This is a genomic window from Streptomyces sp. NPDC003327, from assembly GCF_053589515.1.
On sequence record NZ_JBSFSA010000005.1, the window covers coordinates 104,466 to 120,307 of the forward strand.

Below are 15,842 nucleotides of genomic sequence, written 5' to 3' on the forward strand. Positions count from 1 at the left end.
GTCAGTGGAAGAAGTGGCGCGTGCCGGTGAAGTACATCGTCACGCCGGCCGCCTTCGCGGCCTCGACGACCTGCTCGTCGCGGACCGAGCCGCCGGGCTGCACGACCGCCTTCACGCCGGCCGCGGTGAGGATCTCCAGGCCGTCCGGGAAGGGGAAGAAGGCGTCGGAGGCGGCGTACGCGCCGCGCGCCCGCTCCTCGCCGGCCCGCTCGACGGCGAGCTTGGCGGAGTCGACGCGGTTGACCTGGCCCATGCCGACGCCGACGGAGGCGCCGTCCTTGGCGAGCAGGATCGCGTTGGACTTCACCGCGCGGCAGGCCTTCCAGGCGAAGGCGAGCTCGGCCAGTTCCTCGGCGGAGAGGGCCTCGCCGGTCGCGAGGGTCCAGTTCGCGGGGTCGTCGCCGTCCGCCTGGAGGCGGTCGGTGACCTGGAGGAGCGCGCCGCCGTCGATCGGCTTGACCTCGACCGGGTTGCTCGGGGCGCCCTCGGCGCGCAGCACGCGGATGTTCTTCTTCTTGGCGAGGACCTCGACGGCGCCGTCCTCGTACGCCGGGGCGACGATGACCTCGGTGAAGATCTCGGCGACCTGCTCGGCCATCGCGACGGAGACCGGGCGGTTGACGGCGATGACGCCGCCGAACGCGGAGAGCGGGTCGCAGGCGTGGGCCTTGCGGTGGGCCTCGGCGATGTCGGCGCCGATCGCGATGCCGCACGGGTTGGCGTGCTTGATGATCGCGACGCAGGGCTCGGTGTGGTCGTACGCGGCCCGGCGCGCGGCATCGGTGTCCGTGAAGTTGTTGTACGACATCTCCTTGCCGTGCAGCTGCTCGGCCTCGGCGAGGCCGCCCGTGCCGTCGACGTAGAGCGCGGCGCCCTGGTGCGGGTTCTCGCCGTAGCGCAGGACGTTCTTCCGCCCGTACGTGGCGCCCAGGAAGTCGGGGAAGCCGGAGTCGTCGGCGGCCGCGTAGTCGTCGGCGAACCAGGAGGCCACGGCCACGTCGTACGCGGCGGTGTGCTGGAAGGCCTCGGCGGCGAGCCGCTTGCGGGCGGTCAGGTCGAAGCCGCCGGCCTGGACGGCGGCGAGCACGTCGGCGTACCGCTCCGGGCTGGTGACGATCGCGACCGACGGGTGGTTCTTGGCCGCGGCGCGGACCATCGACGGGCCGCCGATGTCGATCTGCTCGACGCACTCGTCCGGGGTGGCGCCGGAGGCGACCGTCTCGCGGAACGGGTAGAGGTTCACGACGACCAGGTCGAAGGGCTCCACGCCCAGCTCGGCGAGCTGCTCGCGGTGCGACTCCAGGCGCAGGTCGGCGAGGATGCCGGCGTGCACGCGCGGGTGCAGGGTCTTGACGCGGCCGTCCAGGCACTCGGGGAAGCCGGTGAGCTCCTCGACCTTGGTGACCGGGACCCCGGCGGCGGCGATCTTCCCGGCGGTGGAGCCGGTGGAGACGAGCTCGACACCGGCCTCGTGCAGACCGCGGGCCAGCTCCTCGAGCCCCGTCTTGTCGTAGACGCTGACGAGCGCGCGGCGGATGGGCTTAACGGTGTCCGTGTTCACCGACATGAACCTTTCGTCCCTCAATGCGATAGCCGTTGCGGGCGAGCCGCCCGACGACGTCGACGAGCAGCGAGCGCTCGACTTCCTTGATGCGCTCGTGCAGAGCGGCTTCATCGTCCGTCTCCCGCACCTCGACCACGCCCTGGGCGATGATCGGGCCGGTGTCGACACCGTCGTCGACGAAGTGGACGGTGCACCCGGTGACCTTCGCGCCGTACGCGAGGGCGTCACGCACCCCGTGGGCACCGGGAAAACTGGGGAGGAGCGCCGGGTGGGTGTTGACGACCCGGCCGCCGAAGCGGGCGAGGAACTCCTTGCCGACGATCTTCATGAAGCCGGCCGAGACGACGAGGTCCGGCTCGTACGCGGCGGTGGCCTCGGTCAGGGCGCGGTCCCACTCCTCGCGGGTGGCGTGGTCCTTCACCCGGCACACGAAGGTGGGCAGCCCGGCCCGCTCGGCCCGCTCCAGACCGACGACGGAGTCGCGGTCCGCGCCGACGGCGACGATCTCCGCGCCGTACCCCTCGGGGTCGGCGGCGATGGCGTCGAGGAGGGCCTGCAGATTGGTACCGGACCCGGAGACCAGGACGACGAGACGGGCGGCAGCCACAGGGGTCACTCTTTCCGTGGTGTTTGTGCGGTCGTACGAACGAATCGTGCCCCTCGATACGGGGAACCCTACGAATGGCTCGACCGTCAGCAACGATACCGGCACACGGGACGGCCCCCACGGGACGGGGGCGGAGCAGGGCGGTAGCGTCAGGGCCGACGCCAGCAGGGGCCGCGGGTGCCGCCGGAGTCACGACGACGGTCACGACGACAGAGGGAAGACGTCCAGCACATGCCGGAACGCCACTCCACGAACGACAACAACCCGTTCGCGCCGCCGCCCGAGGGCCGGCCGGACCAGCCGTGGCAGCCACGGCGGCCGGAGGGCTCGGGCGGCGACGCGTCCGGCCCCTCGGACCCGTCCGATCCCTCGTCGGGCTCCTCGGGCTCGTCGGATTCCTCGGGCACTTCGGGGGCCTCGGGCTCGTCGGGGGCTTCCGACGGGCGCTGGAGCCCCCGGCAGCCGGGCCGTTCGACGGACGGCTTCGGGCGCGACCCCGAGCGCCAGGGCGGCGGCCCGGGTGGCCAGGGCGGTCCCGGCGGCTCCGGTCAGGAGCCCGGCAGGCCCGCGCTGCGCTGGGACCCGAGGGACCCGGCCCAGCGGCGGGCGCGGTACGCGGTGCTCTCCGGCATGTGGGCCTTCTTCTTCGCGATCTTCGAAATCCCGGAGCTGGCGCTGCTGCTCGGCGCGCTCGGCGTGTACTGGGGCGTCAGCGCGCTGCGGACGAAGCCGGGAGCGGAGCCGGCGGTGTCGCCGACATCACAGTCCGCGTCCCAGCCCTCGGAACGGACGCCCGCCGCCGCTCCGGCGGACCGCCCCGCGCCGCCCCTGCGCTCCCTGCGCACCGCCGCGATCAGCGGCCTGGTCGCCTCGGGCGTGGCCCTGATGATCGTCGCCGCCGGCTTCACCCTCCAGCTGGTCTACCGCGACTTCTACGAGTGCCGTGACGACGCCCTGACCCACGCGGGCCAGCTCGCCTGCAACGACCTCCTCCCGAAGCCGCTGCGCGACGGCTTCGGCGTCCGGGAGTAGCGGGACCGCCGGATCACGAGGGCCCGGGGCTACACCCGGGCCTTCTTCATGAGTTCCACGACGCTGGAGAAGCTGTCGGCGGCGTGGCCGGCGTCCATCCCGCGCCGGAACATCTCGACGAGCACGGCCGGGAGCGTCGTGTCGACGCCCGCGTCCGCGTTCGTGTGCAGGACGTGGTCGGCGCTGGCCGCTCCCATGGCGAGGCGGTCCACGTCCCCGTCGTGCCGGCCGGCGTCGATGCGCTCGGCGTAGAAGGCGTAGAACCCCGGCAGCGAGTTCGCGGTCTCCACGGCGTGCGGCAGGATGTCGGCCGCCGTGAGGCCGTGCGCGTGGGCGAGGGCGACGGCCTGCCAGTAGCTGAGCATGGCGGGCCAGAACATGACCATGCCGATCTGGTACATGAGCGCGGCCAGGCCGGGGTCCTCGCCACGGTAGTCGGTCCGTCCGGTGACGACCTCGAGCGCGGGCCGGTGCACCTCGAAGGCCTCGCGGGAACCGCTGTAGAAGGTCGAGGACTCCGCCTGCCCGATCCCGGAGGGCGGGACGGTGACGCCGCCGGTCAGGTGGACGGCGCCCCGCTCGGCCGCCCACCGGGCCGCGGCGCGCGCCTTCTCCGGCGTGTCCGAACTGAGGTTGACGAGGACCCGGCCGGCCAGCGCGGACTCGGCGGGCCCGAGCGTGGCGTACACGGCGTCGTAGTCCGTGAGGCTGAGGATCACCAGCTCGTGGGCGGTGAGGGCCTCCTTGACGCTCGGCGCGAGCACCGCGCCGCGCGCGACCAGGTCGTCGGCGCGCGAGGCGGTGCGGTTCCAGAGGGTGACCTCGTACCCGCGGTCGAGGAACGCGCCCGCCATGGCCCGGCCCATGGGACCGAGGCCGATGACGGTGACCGCCTGCTTGTACGACTGCTTGTACGACTGCTGCTCCGACTGCTTGTCCGACTGCGCGGTGCTCATGGTGAGGTCCTCTCGACGTCACTAAAACGAACGCTCTATTTAGAGCGTGGGGGAAACGTAGCACAGCTCTGGAGCGAGCGCTCTAACCAATGGACGTTACTGTGGCCGCATGCAGACCAGCAGCACACGGGACCGGATCGTCGTCGCCGCCTCACGACTCCTGCAGCGGCAGGGCTACGTCGGTACGGGCATCAAGCAGATCGCCCAGGAGGCGCAGGCCACCCTCGGCTCCGTCTACCACTTCTTCCCGGGCGGCAAGGAAGCCGTCGCCGTCGCCGCGATCCACCACGGCAGCGAGGAGTTCGCGACGCTCCTGCGGGAGGCGCTGGACAGCGAGGCGGACGCGGCGGAGGCCGTCACGGCCTGCTCCCGGCAGCTCGCGGAGGCGCTGCGCGCCTCGGGCTGGACCGACGGCTGCCCGGTGACCGCGGCGGCCCTGGAGACCCTGGGCACCGACTCCGAGATCCAGCGGGCGTGCGCCGACGCGATGCGCGGCTGGGAGCAGCTGGTCTGCGACAAGCTGCTGCGCAGCGGCTTCCCCGTCGAGAGCGCGCGGGAACTGGCGAGCATGGTCATCTCCGCCCTGGAGGGCGCCGAGGTCACCGCCCAGGTCAACCGCAGCGAGGAACCCCTCCACGTGGCCGGCCGCCAACTCGCCCGCCTCGTGCGCGCCCACGCGTCCTGACGGGAGCCCGCCGCTAGGACGGTGGCGGGGGCAGGGGCGGGGGCGGTGGCGGTGCGGGGTTCGAGGGGTTTCCGGCGGGCGGCTCGGGGCGCCCGGCGGGGTTCGGGGCGGGGGGCGCGGGGCTCGCGGCGGGAGGTTCCCAGGCCGCCGGCAGGAAGTCGTACGGTACGTAACCGGAGTCGTCGTCCCCGTCGAGCCGGTCGAGGTCGTCGAGGTCGTCCAGCCCGGCGCGGCCGCGCCGGGGCGCGGGCGCCTGTGCGGGCTCGGACACCCCGGCCGCCACGGGGACCCCGGGCGAGGGAGCCGGTGCGGGCACCGGCGCCGGGGCGTGCGAGCGGCGCGGCCAGCGCGGAGCGTGCGGCCGGCGCAGCCCGCGCGGGGCGTCCGCCCGGCGGAGCCCGCGGCGCCCCAGGGCCCGCACGCCCAGCGCCACCGGCACCCCGACGGCCGACGCCCACAGCACCGCGGCCCCGCCCGCCTGCCACCCCACCGGGCCGAAGTCGGCGAGCCGCCCGGAACCGAGCGGGCCGCCCGCCGCGCCCGCGAGGACGGCGACGGCCACGCCGTACCCCCACGCGGCCGCCACCACGGTCAGGGCCGTCTCCGGGGCCGTGCGCCCCCGGACCGACCGGGCTCCCACGGACCTGCCGATCACGACGGCGGCGAGCAGCGGAACGGCCGCGGCGGCCGCGTGCGCCCAGGTGCCGCGCGGGTCGGTCGGCAGGGCCGCGAGCAGCGGGAACGGCGGCAGGACCGGGTCCCCGACGAGGCCCAGGGGGGTCGCCGCCGCACCCGTACCGAGCGCGAGGCCGGGCCCGAGACCGTACGCCGCTCCCCACACCGCCGCGTTCGGCAGCAGCGCGAGGACGAGCAGCACCACCGTCACCCGTCCGGACCACTCGCTGGTGAGTCCCGCGAAGGCGGCCTGCGCCGCGCCCGCGTGCACGACCAGCGAGGCCGCGGCGAGGACCGCCCCGCCGCCGAGGAGCGTGCCCAGGCCGAGGCCAGCGGCCCGCAGCGCGGGGCGGGCGTCGACCCCGCCGGGCAGGGGCAGGCCGGGGAGCGGGCGGCCGAGCGCCGTCCAGACCCCCGAACCGGCCGCGGCGGCGACCAGGGCGGGCATCCACAACCCGGCCGTGATCAGGTCGGCGGGCAGCGGGCCGCTCGCGCTGTAGACGACGGCCACCGCCCCGACCAGCAGGTATCCGCCGCCGACGGCGACGATCACGCCTCCCGTGGAGGCCGCGCCCGGTCGCCCCGCGCCGCCCCCGTCCCCGTCCCCGTCGGGGTCGGCGCCGTCGGCCTCCGTGTCGACGGTGTCGCGCGCGGCCCGGTGGATCAGCCACAGGGGCAGCGCGGTGAGGAGCAGTGGCGCCAGGCCGAGGGGGGCGGGCAGGCCCGAGAGCGTGTCCGTGCGGACCAGGTCGACGCCGTGGGCGAGGAGCCAGAGGCCGGTGGCGACGTGCAGGGCGCCAACGGGTCCGCTGTCGGGGAACGGTGAGCTGATCCAGGCCGCGATCACCAGGACGGCGAGGGCGCCGAGGCCGAGCCCGGCGGCCATCGCGCCGCGGACGCAGGCGGTGGCGAGCGCGGTGGATCGGCCGCCCTGGACCAGGGGGTGCTCGGTCACGTGGGTCACGGGGCCATGCTCCCAACGACACGCGCTTTCGCGGCGTAACAGGCAAACATCCGTTGTGTCGCTCAATATACGTTTATGTACTTTTCCGCCCGGAGCTGCTCTGCGGGAGGTCGACGCCGATGAGCCGGAGCACCACCGAACCCGCATCCTCCGCGACCTTGCCGACCCCCAAGGAGCGGCGCAGGTTGCGCGAGGCCCTCGCGCTGAGCGAGGACCAGGTCGCCGAGGCCGTGGGCGTCACGAGGGCCACGGTCAAGGCATGGGAGACGGGCCGGTCCTCACCACGGGGCCGCAAGCGGGAGGCGTACGCGAGGCTGCTCGGCACCGCGCGCGAGACGGCCGGGAGCGCGGGCGAGGCCACCGCGTACGGCGACGCCGGAAGCCGGGGCGCCGCGTACGGCGACGCCGGAACCCGGGGCGCCGGGGCCGGGGATGCCGGAACCCGGGGCGCCGGGGCCGGGGATGCCGGGGCCCGGGGCGCCGCCCCTGCACCGGCCCCGCCGACCGCCACCGGCTCAGGCGCCGAGAGCGGCGACCGCGATGCCGGCGATGCCGGCTCCACGGGGGGCGGTGCACCCTCCGTACGTCGGGCCGCCCCGGAACGGTCGGCGGAGAACGCCGACCTGCACTCCGTCACGACGACGACGCGAACCGACGGGCAGAAGGGCGCACCGAGCGCCCCGGCCACGGGAAACGTCCGGCCGAGGGCCGCGGCCAAGCGCGCCGCGAAGCCTCCGAAGGCGCCCTCGCCCTCCTCGTCGGCGCTCGCCCAGGGCCCCGGCCGCAGGCCCCCCGCGCAGCCGCGGGAGCGCCTGAAACCGGAACCGTCGCCCCCGACGCCGGACGCCGAGGCCCCCGTGCCCGCCGAGGCCGCGGAGGCCACGGAGGCCACGGAGGCCACGGAGGCCACGGAGGCCACCGAGCCCGTCACGGCCGACGTCGCCGAGGCCGCCGATGCCGCCGGGTCGGGGCTGACCCCCGAGGAGGCCTTCGACGCCCTCTACGCGTACGCCGCGCCCGGCCTCGTCCACCAGACCTATCTGCTCACCGGCCGCCGCAGCCTCTCCCGCGAGTCGGTGGAGCACGCCTTCCACCACGCCTGGCAGCGCTGGCCCGAGGTGGCCGTCGACGCCGACCCGATCGGGTGGGTGCGGGCGGCGGCGTACGAGTACGCGCTCTCGCCCTGGCACCGGCTGCGCCGCCGTCACCGTCACCCGGACGCCCCGCCGACCGAGGCCAAGCGGCGGGCGCTGCTGACGGCTCTGCTCGAACTCCCCCCGCCGTACCGGCGCACGGTCCTGCTCTACGACGGGCTCGGCCTCGACCTGCCGGAGACGGCCGCCGAGACGGAGGCGAGCACGCCCGCCGCCGCGAACCGACTGCTGCACGCCCGTGCCGTGATCGGGCGGCACGTGCCCGACCTCGCCGAGCCCGAGGACCTGCAACGCCGGCTCGCCGAGCTGGTCGCGGAGGCGCCGACGGCGACCCTTCCGGCTGCCCGCGCCGTCCGGACGGGCAGCGAGCGGCGGGCCAGGCGCTGGACGCGGGCGGTGGTCGGGGTGACCGGGGTCCTGGCCGCGGTGACGGCCTTCACGGCGGCCACCGCGCCGACCCAGTACATCCCGGTCAACGCCCCCGGCCAGTCGGTCGAAGGCGTTCCGGTGCGCGGCGGCCCGCAGAAGCTGGCCCCCGAGGACATCGAGCTCCGCGACCGGCTGCGCGGCCAGCCGAACCCGGGCCCGGAGCGCCTGGTCCCGTCCACGCAGTAGCGGCCGGGGCGCCGGGCCGCGCACCTCAAGGCGCTCCGCCGCCCGCCGGACCCCGGTCGTGCGAGAGGCCCCGCCCCCACCCGGTCTCCCGGGGGGGGCGGGGCCCTCCGCCGTGCCTGTCCGCCTGTGTGCCGTGCTGCGTCAGCCCGCGAGGATCGCGCGCGCCAGCTTGGCCGTCTCGGTCGGGGTCTTGCCGACCTGGACGCCCGCGGCCTCCAGGGCCTCCTTCTTCGCCTGGGCGGTGCCGGAGGAGCCGGAGACGATGGCGCCGGCGTGGCCCATGGTCTTGCCCTCGGGCGCGGTGAAGCCCGCGACGTAGCCGACGACCGGCTTGGTGACGTTGGCCTTGATGAAGTCGGCCGCACGCTCCTCGGCGTCGCCGCCGATCTCACCGATCATGACGATCAGGTCGGTGTCCGGGTCGGCCTCGAAGGCCGCCAGGGCGTCGATGTGCGTGGTGCCGATGACCGGGTCGCCACCGATGCCGACGGCGGACGAGAAGCCGATGTCACGGAGCTCGTACATCATCTGGTACGTCAGCGTGCCGGACTTCGAGACCAGGCCGATGCGGCCCGGCTTCGTGATGTCGCCCGGGATGATGCCGGCGTTGGACTGGCCCGGGGTGATGAGACCGGGGCAGTTCGGGCCGATGAGGCGGGTCTTGTTGCCCTTCTCCACGGCGTACGCGTAGAACGCGGCGGAGTCGTGGACGGCGATGCCCTCGGTGATGACGACCGCGAGCGGGATCTCGGCGTCGATCGCCTCGACGACGGCGGCCTTCGCGAAGGCCGGCGGCACGAAGAGGACCGAGACGTTGGCGCCGGTCTCCTTCATGGCCTCGGCGACGGTGCCGAAGACCGGGATCTCGGTGCCGTCGAAGTCGACCTTGGTGCCGGCCTTGCGCGGGTTCACGCCACCGACGATGTTGGTGCCGTCACCCAGCATGAGCTTGGTGTGCTTCATGCCCGTGGCACCGGTCATGCCCTGGACGATGACCTTGCTGTCCTTGTTGAGGAAGATAGCCATGGCTGTGGTTTCCCCTGTCCCTTACTTCGCAGCCGCGAGCTCGGCGGCCTTGTCGGCCGCGCCGTCCATGGTGTCCACGCGCTGCACGAGCGGGTGGTTGGCGTCCGACAGGATCTTGCGACCCAGCTCCGCGTTGTTGCCGTCGAGGCGCACGACCAGCGGCTTGGTGACCTCGTCGCCACGGGAGGCGAGGAGCTCCAGGGCCTGGACGATGCCGTTGGCGACCTCGTCACAGGCGGTGATGCCACCGAAGACGTTGACGAACACGGACTTGACGTCCGGGTCGCCCAGGATGATCTCCAGGCCGTTCGCCATGACCTCGGCGGAGGCGCCGCCACCGATGTCGAGGAAGTTGGCCGGCTTCACGCCGCCGTGGTTCTCACCGGCGTACGCGACGACGTCCAGGGTCGACATGACCAGGCCGGCGCCGTTGCCGATGATGCCGACCTCGCCGTCGAGCTTGACGTAGTTGAGGCCCTTGGCCTTGGCGGCAGCCTCGAGCGGGTTGGCTGCGGCCTTGTCCTCGAGCGCCTCGTGCTCCGGCTGGCGGAAGTCGGCGTTGGCGTCCAGGGACACCTTGCCGTCGAGGGCGATGATGTCGCCGGAGGCGACCTTGGCCAGCGGGTTGACCTCGACGAGGAGCGCGTCCTCGGCGACGAAGGTCTTCCACAGGGTCACGAGGACCTCGGCGACCTTCTCGGCGACCTCGGCCGGGAACTTGGCCTGGGCGACGATCTCGCGGGCCTTCTCGATGTCGACGCCGTTGTTGGCGTCCACCGGGACCTTGGCGAGCTTCTCGGGGGTCGTCGCGGCGACCTCCTCGATGTCCATGCCACCGGCGACGGAGGCCATGGCCAGGAAGGTGCGGTTGGTGCGGTCGAGGAGGTACGAGACGTAGTACTCCTCGAGGATCTCCGGAGCGGTCTCCGCGATCATCACCTTGTGGACCGTGTGGCCCTTGATGTCCATCCCGAGGATGTCCGTCGCGCGGGCGACGGCCTCGTCCGGGGTGGCGGCCAGCTTGACGCCGCCGGCCTTGCCGCGGCCACCGACCTTCACCTGCGCCTTGACGACCGACTTGCCGCCAAGACGCTCGGTGGCCTCGCGCGCCGCCTCAGGCGTGTCGATGACTTCACCGGCCAGCACCGGTACACCGTGCTTGGCGAAGAGGTCCCTCGCCTGGTACTCGAACAGGTCCACGCGCGTCCGTCCCTTTTCTGATGATCGCGGTTCGTTGTCTGCGTGGGCGTGCCGCGGAGGGCAACGTGACTGCGCTGTCACAAGGGAGGCGTGCACGGAGTCCGTGGACGCGGCATGTCCGTCTCGCAGGTTATCCCCGTGGGCCGTGGGTCCCTAAATCGCAGGTCACAACCGAGCGGTGATACGGGTCACAGATCGTAGGGGGTGGAGGGCTGTCCGTAGGGGTGGCCGCGCCGGGCCCGGAACCCCTCGCGGCAGGCGGGGACTGGGCTCCCGGCCCCTCACGACGCGCCGGTCCCCGGGGTGAGGGGCGGGCGGCGGCGATTGTGATATGGGCCTCAGTCGGTGCGCGGGCGCCCGAGCGGGTGGTCGCGCACCGACGGATTCCGTCGCGGCGGGCCGGCCTGTCAGTCGGCGGATCGGGGCGGCCGGTCGGGGGTCGGGTCGGCCGGTCGGGGGGCCGGGTCGGCCGGTCGGGGCGGGGCCCGGTCCCCGGTACCCGGTCAGTCGGCGGGTATGGGGAGGGGGCGGCGCTCCAGGGCGGCCGCCATGATCTCCGGGAAGTGGTCCGGGGTGCAGGCGAAGGCGGGGACGCCGAGCGCGGCGAGCGCGGCCGCGTGCTCCCTGTCGTAGGCGGGGGCGCCCTCGTCGGAGAGCGCGAGCAGCGCGACGAACTGTGTGCCGGAGGCCTTCATCGCCGCCACCCGCTTCAGCATCTCGTCGCGGATGCCGCCCTCGTAGAGGTCGCTGATGAGGACGACGACGGTGTCGGCGGGGCGGGTGATCCGGGACTGGCAGTAGGCGAGGGCGCGGTTGATGTCGGTGCCGCCGCCGAGCTGGACGCCGAAGAGGACGTCGACCGGGTCGTCGAGCTGTTCGGTGAGGTCGACGACGGCGGAGTCGAAGACGACCAGCCGGGTCGCGAGCGCGCGCATCGAGGCGAGGACCGCGCCGAAGACGGCGGCGTGGACGACCGAGGCCGCCATGGAACCGGACTGGTCGACGCAGAGCACGACCTCCTTCCTGACCGCTCGGGCGGCGCGGCCGTGGCCGACGAGCCGCTCGGGGACGACCGTGCCGTGCTCGGGCAGGAAGTTCTTGAGGTTGGCCCGGATCGTGCGGTCCCAGTCGATGTCCCGGTGGCGGGGGCGGCTGATCCGCGAGGAACGGTCGAGGGCGCCGGTGAGCGTGGTCCGGGTGCGGGTGGCGAGCCGCTTCTCCAGGTCGTCGACGACCGTGCGGACGACCGCGCGGGCGGTCTCCCTGGTCGTCTCGGGCATGGCCTTGTGGAGTGAGAGGAGGGTGCCGACGAGGTGGACGTCCGCCTCGACGGCCGCCAGCATCTCCGGCTCCAGGAGGAGGGTGTCGAGCCCGAGCCGGTCGATCGCGTCGCGCTGCATGACCTGGACGACGGGGCCGGGGAAGTAGGTGCGGATGTCGCCGAGCCAGCGGGCGACGGCGGGTGCCGAGGCGCCGAGGCCACCCGCGCGGTCCCGGCTCGAACGTGGCGCGCCCCCGCCGCCGGGCCGGTCGTAGAGGGCGGTGAGGGCTCCGTCCATGGCGGCGTCCGTGCCGGTGAGGGCGTGTCCGGTCCCCTCGGCGTCCCCGCCGCCGAGGACGAGGCGCCAGCGGCGGAGCCGCTCGTCGTCGTGGGTCGTCATCGGTACGTGGCCTCCGTTGCGAGGACGAGGTGCAGGAGGGGCAGCACGGCGTCCGCCCGCTCGTGGTCGAGGGCGGCGGCGAACCCGGGCACGCCTTCGGCCGAGTGGCCCGGCCGCTCCGCTCCGGGCCCCCGGGCGAGGAGTTCGCCGAGGGTGCGGCGGACACCGGGCTCGTACGCGGAGAAGGTGCGCCGCAGCAGGGGCAGCACGTCGGTGAACGCACCGTCCGGCACTCCGGTCAGCCAGTCGTCGACGAGGCCGAGCAGCCGCTCGTCGTGGACGAGCAGCAGTCCGCCGCCGGACGCGCCGCCGACGAACCCGTCGATCCAGGCGGCCGCGTCGGCGGGCGGAGTGCCGGCCGACAGGGCGCGGCTCATCACCCGCGCCGCCTCCTCCTCTTCGAGCCGCCCCTCGTCGAGGAGCAGCCGCCCGGCCCGTCCCCGCAGCCCGCCGGGGACCCGGTCCCCGCTGACGAGCCGCCGCAGCACCCCCGCCCAGCGGTCGACGAGACGCCCGGCGACGACGCCGGACTCCGGACCGGCGGCGGTGGCCGGCGGGGCGGCGGGGGTCGGCGGGGCGGCGAGGGTCGGCGGGGCGGCGAGGGTCGGCGGGGCGGCGGGGTGGTCCTGGAGGAGCGGGATCACCGCGTGGACGGCGTCGAGGCGGGTCCGCATCCGGGCGGCGGCGTCCGCGTCGAGTCCGGCGCAGGCGGGGGGCAGGCCGACGAAGATCCGCTCGGCGAGCCCGGCGGCGACCTCCGCGAGGGCCCCGGTGTCGGTGGCGCGTACGTCGCCGTACCGCAGGGAGCGGGCCAGCGCGGGCAGGGCGTCGGCGAGATGGGCGACGTCGGTGTCAAGGGCGGCCCGGTCGGCGAGGGCCCGCATGACGACGGGCAGGGCGTCGCCGAGCCCGGCGAGGAGGCACTGCTCGGCGAGGGCCGTGATGTCGCCGAGCGTGGTGGCGGCGAGGGCGCGGGCCTCCGCCCTGGCGGTGGCGGCGGCCTCGACGGTGGTGCCCCAGACGCCCGCTTCGGCGACCCGGACGTGGAGTTCGGGTTCCCAGCGCAGGCGCCAGGACTCCCGGAAGGTACCGGTGCCGGCCCGGCCGGCGGTCGGCTCGCCCCAGTCGACACCGAGCAGCCGCAGCCGGTGCAGCAGGCGGCTGCGGGCGGCGTCGGTCTCTCCGCGCAGGTCCAGGTCGATCTCCCGGTCCTGCGCCTCGGGCCGGAGGCGCAGGCTTCGCTGACGGCGGCTCAGGTCGTGCTGGAGCGGTACGGCGGGGGCGGCGGCCGGGACCTCGCCGAGGACGTCTCCGACGACGAGCCGGTCCCGGACGAGACCGAGCGGCACGTCGGAGCCCCCGCACAGGACGGCGCGGACGGCGTCGGTCGTCTCGTCGAGGCCGGGCAGCGGCCTGCCGCGCAGGGCGGCGAGGGTGTCGGCGAGCCGTACGGCCTCGATGACGTGGGCGGAGGAGACGGGGTGGTCCTCGGCCCTGAGGAGCGCCGCGACCCGGGTCATCCAGCGCTCGATCGGCCGGTCCGGGGCGGTGAAGAGGTGCTCGTACCAGCCGGGCGCCTCGATCCCGGCGCCGTATCCGGAGCGGCGCGCGAGCCTGCGGTGGGTCCAGGGGACCCAGGTCAGCTCGGCCTTCACCTTGGGCAGGCCCCTGAGCAGGGCCCGGTCGGCGGTGACGGTCGTCCGCCGGTTCAGGGCGGGGACGTGCCAGGCGCCGCAGACAACGGCGACCGCGTCCCCGAACTCCTTGCGGGCGGCGCGCAACTGGAGCCGCATGTACGCCTCGCGGACCGGGTCGCGGGGGTGGCCGCCGTCCCCGTACGCCTCGCGGACGGCGGCCATGGCCTCGGCGAGGGCCTCGAAGGGGGCGAGGGGGTCGCCGTCGCCGCGGAGTTCGACGACGTCCTCCCACCAGCGCTCGGCGTCCTCGTGGCCGGCGGCCCTGGCGAGTTCGGCGAGCGGGTCGGTCCGGGGGCCGGCCGCGGCCTCGTCGTCGTCGCGCCAGGTCGGGTCGGTGGCGGCGAGGGTGTGGGCGGCGGGCAGGTCGACGAACCGGACGGCGGCGCCCCGGTCGAGGGCCCAGCGGAGCGCGACCCACTCGGGCGAGAAGGCGGCCAGCGGCCAGAACGCGGCCCGCCCCGGGTCGTCGACGGCGTGGGCGAGGAGCGCGACCGGCGGCCGCATCTCCGGTTCTGCGGCGAGCGCCACGAGCGCGTCGGCCTCCGCGGGTCCCTCGATGAGCACGGCGGCGGGCCGGGCCGCGTCGAGGGCGGCCCGTACGGCCCGGGCCGAGCCGGGCCCGTGGTGCCGTACCCCGAGGAGCAGCGGCCCGGTGCCCGTGCCGCCGGGTACCGCCCGGCCCGGAGCGGCGGTGGTCGTGGCGGCCGCCCGGTCGGCAGTCGTGACGGCCCTCCGGTCGTCCTTCGTGGCGGTCGTCGTGGTGGCCGTCATGGCGTCACCTCACGGCAGGCGCGGTAGAAGTCCTTCCACCCGTCCCGCTCCCTGACCACGGTCTCCAGGTACTCCTGCCACACGACCCGGTCGGTGGCCGGGTCGCGGACGACGGCGCCGAGGATGCCCGCGGCGACGTCGGCGGGGCGCAGTACGCCGTCGCCGAAGTGGGCGGCGAGGGCGAGGCCACCGGTGACGACGGAGATGGCCTCGGCCGTGGAGAGCGTCCCCGAGGGGGACTTGATCCTGGTCCGTCCGTCGGTGGTGACGCCGTCCCGCAGCTCGCGGAAGAGGGTGACGACCCGCCGGATCTCGTCGGCGCCGTCCGGCACGGCGGGCAGCTCCAGGGAGCGCCCGAGCTGTTCGACGCGGCGGGCGACGATGTCGACCTCGGCCTCGGCGGTGGCCGGCAGCGGGAGGACGACCGTGTTGAAGCGGCGGCGCAGCGCGCTGGACAGCTCGTTGACCCCGCGGTCGCGGTCGTTGGCGGTGGCGACGAGGTTGAAGCCCGGGACGGCCTGGACCTCCTCGCCCAGCTCGGGCACGGGCAGGGTCTTCTCGGACAGCAGGGTGATGAGGCTGTCCTGGACGTCCGCGGGGATGCGGGTCAGTTCCTCCACGCGGGCGGTTCTGCCCTCGGCCATGGCGCGCATGACGGGGCTGGGCACGAGCGCGTCGCGGCTGGGGCCCTGGGTGAGCAGGCGGGCGTAGTTCCAGCCGTAGCGGACGGCTTCCTCGGGCGTTCCGGCGGTGCCCTGGACGAGGAGGGTGGAGTCGCCGCTGACGGCGGCGGCGAGGTGCTCGGAGAGCCAGGTCTTGGCGGTGCCGGGGACGCCGAGGAGCAGCAGCGCCCGGTCGGTGGCGAGCGTGGTGACGGCGACCTCGACGATGCGGCGCGGCCCCACGTACTTGGGTGTGATCACGGTGCCGTCGGAGAGCGTGCCGCCGAGGAGGTAGGTGGCGACGGCCCAGGGCGAGAGACACCAGCGGGCGGGGCGCGGCCGGTCGTCGGCGGCGGCGAGCGCGGCGAGTTCGTGGGCGAAGGCGTGCTCGGCGTGGGGCCGCAGGACGTCGGTGGCGGCCTGCGGCGGGAGTCCCGGGCCGGTGTCCGTACGGGCACCGGCTCCGGGCTTCGCGATGGTTTCGGGCACGGTCATGGATCCCCCTCCAGATCGTTCGACCTGTTGTGCGATCCACGGTGCACCACGCCACTGACAATCGGCCGTCGCCGCAGG

12 protein-coding genes are annotated in these 15,842 nt (G+C 74.8%); 3 read left to right on the forward strand and 9 right to left on the reverse strand.

The window, feature by feature from the left end; genetic code table 11:
• Nucleotide 1: 1 nt before the first annotated feature.
• Together purH and purN are read right to left on the reverse strand one after the other, a co-directional pair.
• On the reverse strand, nucleotides 2-1,567 hold the full coding sequence (gene purH, locus ACWDVG_RS06520) for a bifunctional phosphoribosylaminoimidazolecarboxamide formyltransferase/IMP cyclohydrolase (protein ID WP_451696783.1): 1,566 nt from the start codon (nucleotides 1,565-1,567) through the stop codon (nucleotides 2-4).
• Nucleotides 1,542-2,171, reverse strand: coding sequence for a phosphoribosylglycinamide formyltransferase (gene purN / locus ACWDVG_RS06525; protein ID WP_451696785.1), 630 nt, complete (start codon nucleotides 2,169-2,171; stop codon nucleotides 1,542-1,544). Before purN ends, purH begins: the two co-directional genes overlap by 26 nt.
• Before the next feature lie 231 nt (nucleotides 2,172-2,402).
• Here purN and ACWDVG_RS06530 point away from each other — a divergent pair, with 231 nt between their 5' ends.
• On the forward strand, nucleotides 2,403-3,203 hold the full coding sequence (locus ACWDVG_RS06530) for a hypothetical protein (RefSeq protein WP_451696787.1): 801 nt from the start codon (nucleotides 2,403-2,405) through the stop codon (nucleotides 3,201-3,203).
• Nucleotides 3,204-3,232: 29 nt separating this feature from the next.
• Here ACWDVG_RS06530 and ACWDVG_RS06535 read toward each other — a convergent pair whose 3' ends face one another.
• Nucleotides 3,233-4,159 (reverse strand): NAD(P)-dependent oxidoreductase, encoded by a 927-nt coding sequence (locus ACWDVG_RS06535; protein WP_451696789.1) that lies wholly within the window; start codon nucleotides 4,157-4,159, stop codon nucleotides 3,233-3,235.
• Between the two features lie 109 nt (nucleotides 4,160-4,268).
• On the opposite strand from ACWDVG_RS06535, the gene ACWDVG_RS06540 reads away from it, so the two are divergent.
• Nucleotides 4,269-4,844 carry a TetR/AcrR family transcriptional regulator gene (locus ACWDVG_RS06540; protein ID WP_451696790.1) on the forward strand — a complete coding sequence of 192 codons (576 nt, stop codon included), beginning with the start codon at nucleotides 4,269-4,271 and terminating at the stop codon, nucleotides 4,842-4,844.
• Nucleotides 4,845-4,857: 13 nt separating this feature from the next.
• Here the strand turns inward: ACWDVG_RS06540 and ACWDVG_RS06545 are convergent, their stop codons facing one another.
• A complete protein-coding gene (locus tag ACWDVG_RS06545) occupies nucleotides 4,858-6,483 on the reverse strand; it encodes a cell division protein PerM (RefSeq protein WP_451696792.1) in 1,626 nt (541 codons plus the stop codon).
• 158 nt (nucleotides 6,484-6,641) lie between these two features.
• On the opposite strand from ACWDVG_RS06545, the gene ACWDVG_RS06550 reads away from it, so the two are divergent.
• A complete protein-coding gene (locus ACWDVG_RS06550; RefSeq protein WP_451696794.1) occupies nucleotides 6,642-8,252 on the forward strand; it encodes a sigma factor-like helix-turn-helix DNA-binding protein in 1,611 nt (536 codons plus the stop codon).
• Nucleotides 8,253-8,393: 141 nt separating this feature from the next.
• Here the strand turns inward: ACWDVG_RS06550 and sucD are convergent, their stop codons facing one another.
• The 5 genes from sucD to ACWDVG_RS06575 form a co-directional block, all read right to left on the reverse strand.
• A complete protein-coding gene (sucD, locus tag ACWDVG_RS06555; RefSeq protein WP_451696795.1) occupies nucleotides 8,394-9,278 on the reverse strand; it encodes a succinate--CoA ligase subunit alpha in 885 nt (294 codons plus the stop codon).
• Between the two features lie 21 nt (nucleotides 9,279-9,299).
• Nucleotides 9,300-10,478 (reverse strand): ADP-forming succinate--CoA ligase subunit beta, encoded by a 1,179-nt coding sequence (gene sucC / locus ACWDVG_RS06560; RefSeq protein WP_451696797.1) that lies wholly within the window; start codon nucleotides 10,476-10,478, stop codon nucleotides 9,300-9,302.
• 503 nt (nucleotides 10,479-10,981) lie between these two features.
• Complete coding sequence (locus ACWDVG_RS06565) at nucleotides 10,982-12,139, reverse strand: VWA domain-containing protein (RefSeq protein WP_451696799.1); 1,158 nt, start codon at nucleotides 12,137-12,139, stop codon at nucleotides 10,982-10,984.
• Nucleotides 12,136-14,607: a DUF5682 family protein gene (locus ACWDVG_RS06570; protein ID WP_451696801.1), complete on the reverse strand. Its 2,472-nt coding sequence runs from the start codon at nucleotides 14,605-14,607 to the stop codon at nucleotides 12,136-12,138. Before ACWDVG_RS06570 ends, ACWDVG_RS06565 begins: the two co-directional genes overlap by 4 nt.
• A complete protein-coding gene (locus ACWDVG_RS06575) occupies nucleotides 14,604-15,764 on the reverse strand; it encodes an ATP-binding protein (RefSeq protein ID WP_451696803.1) in 1,161 nt (386 codons plus the stop codon). The genes ACWDVG_RS06570 and ACWDVG_RS06575 overlap by 4 nt, the downstream gene beginning before the upstream one ends.
• Between the last annotated feature and the right edge of the window lie 78 nt (nucleotides 15,765-15,842).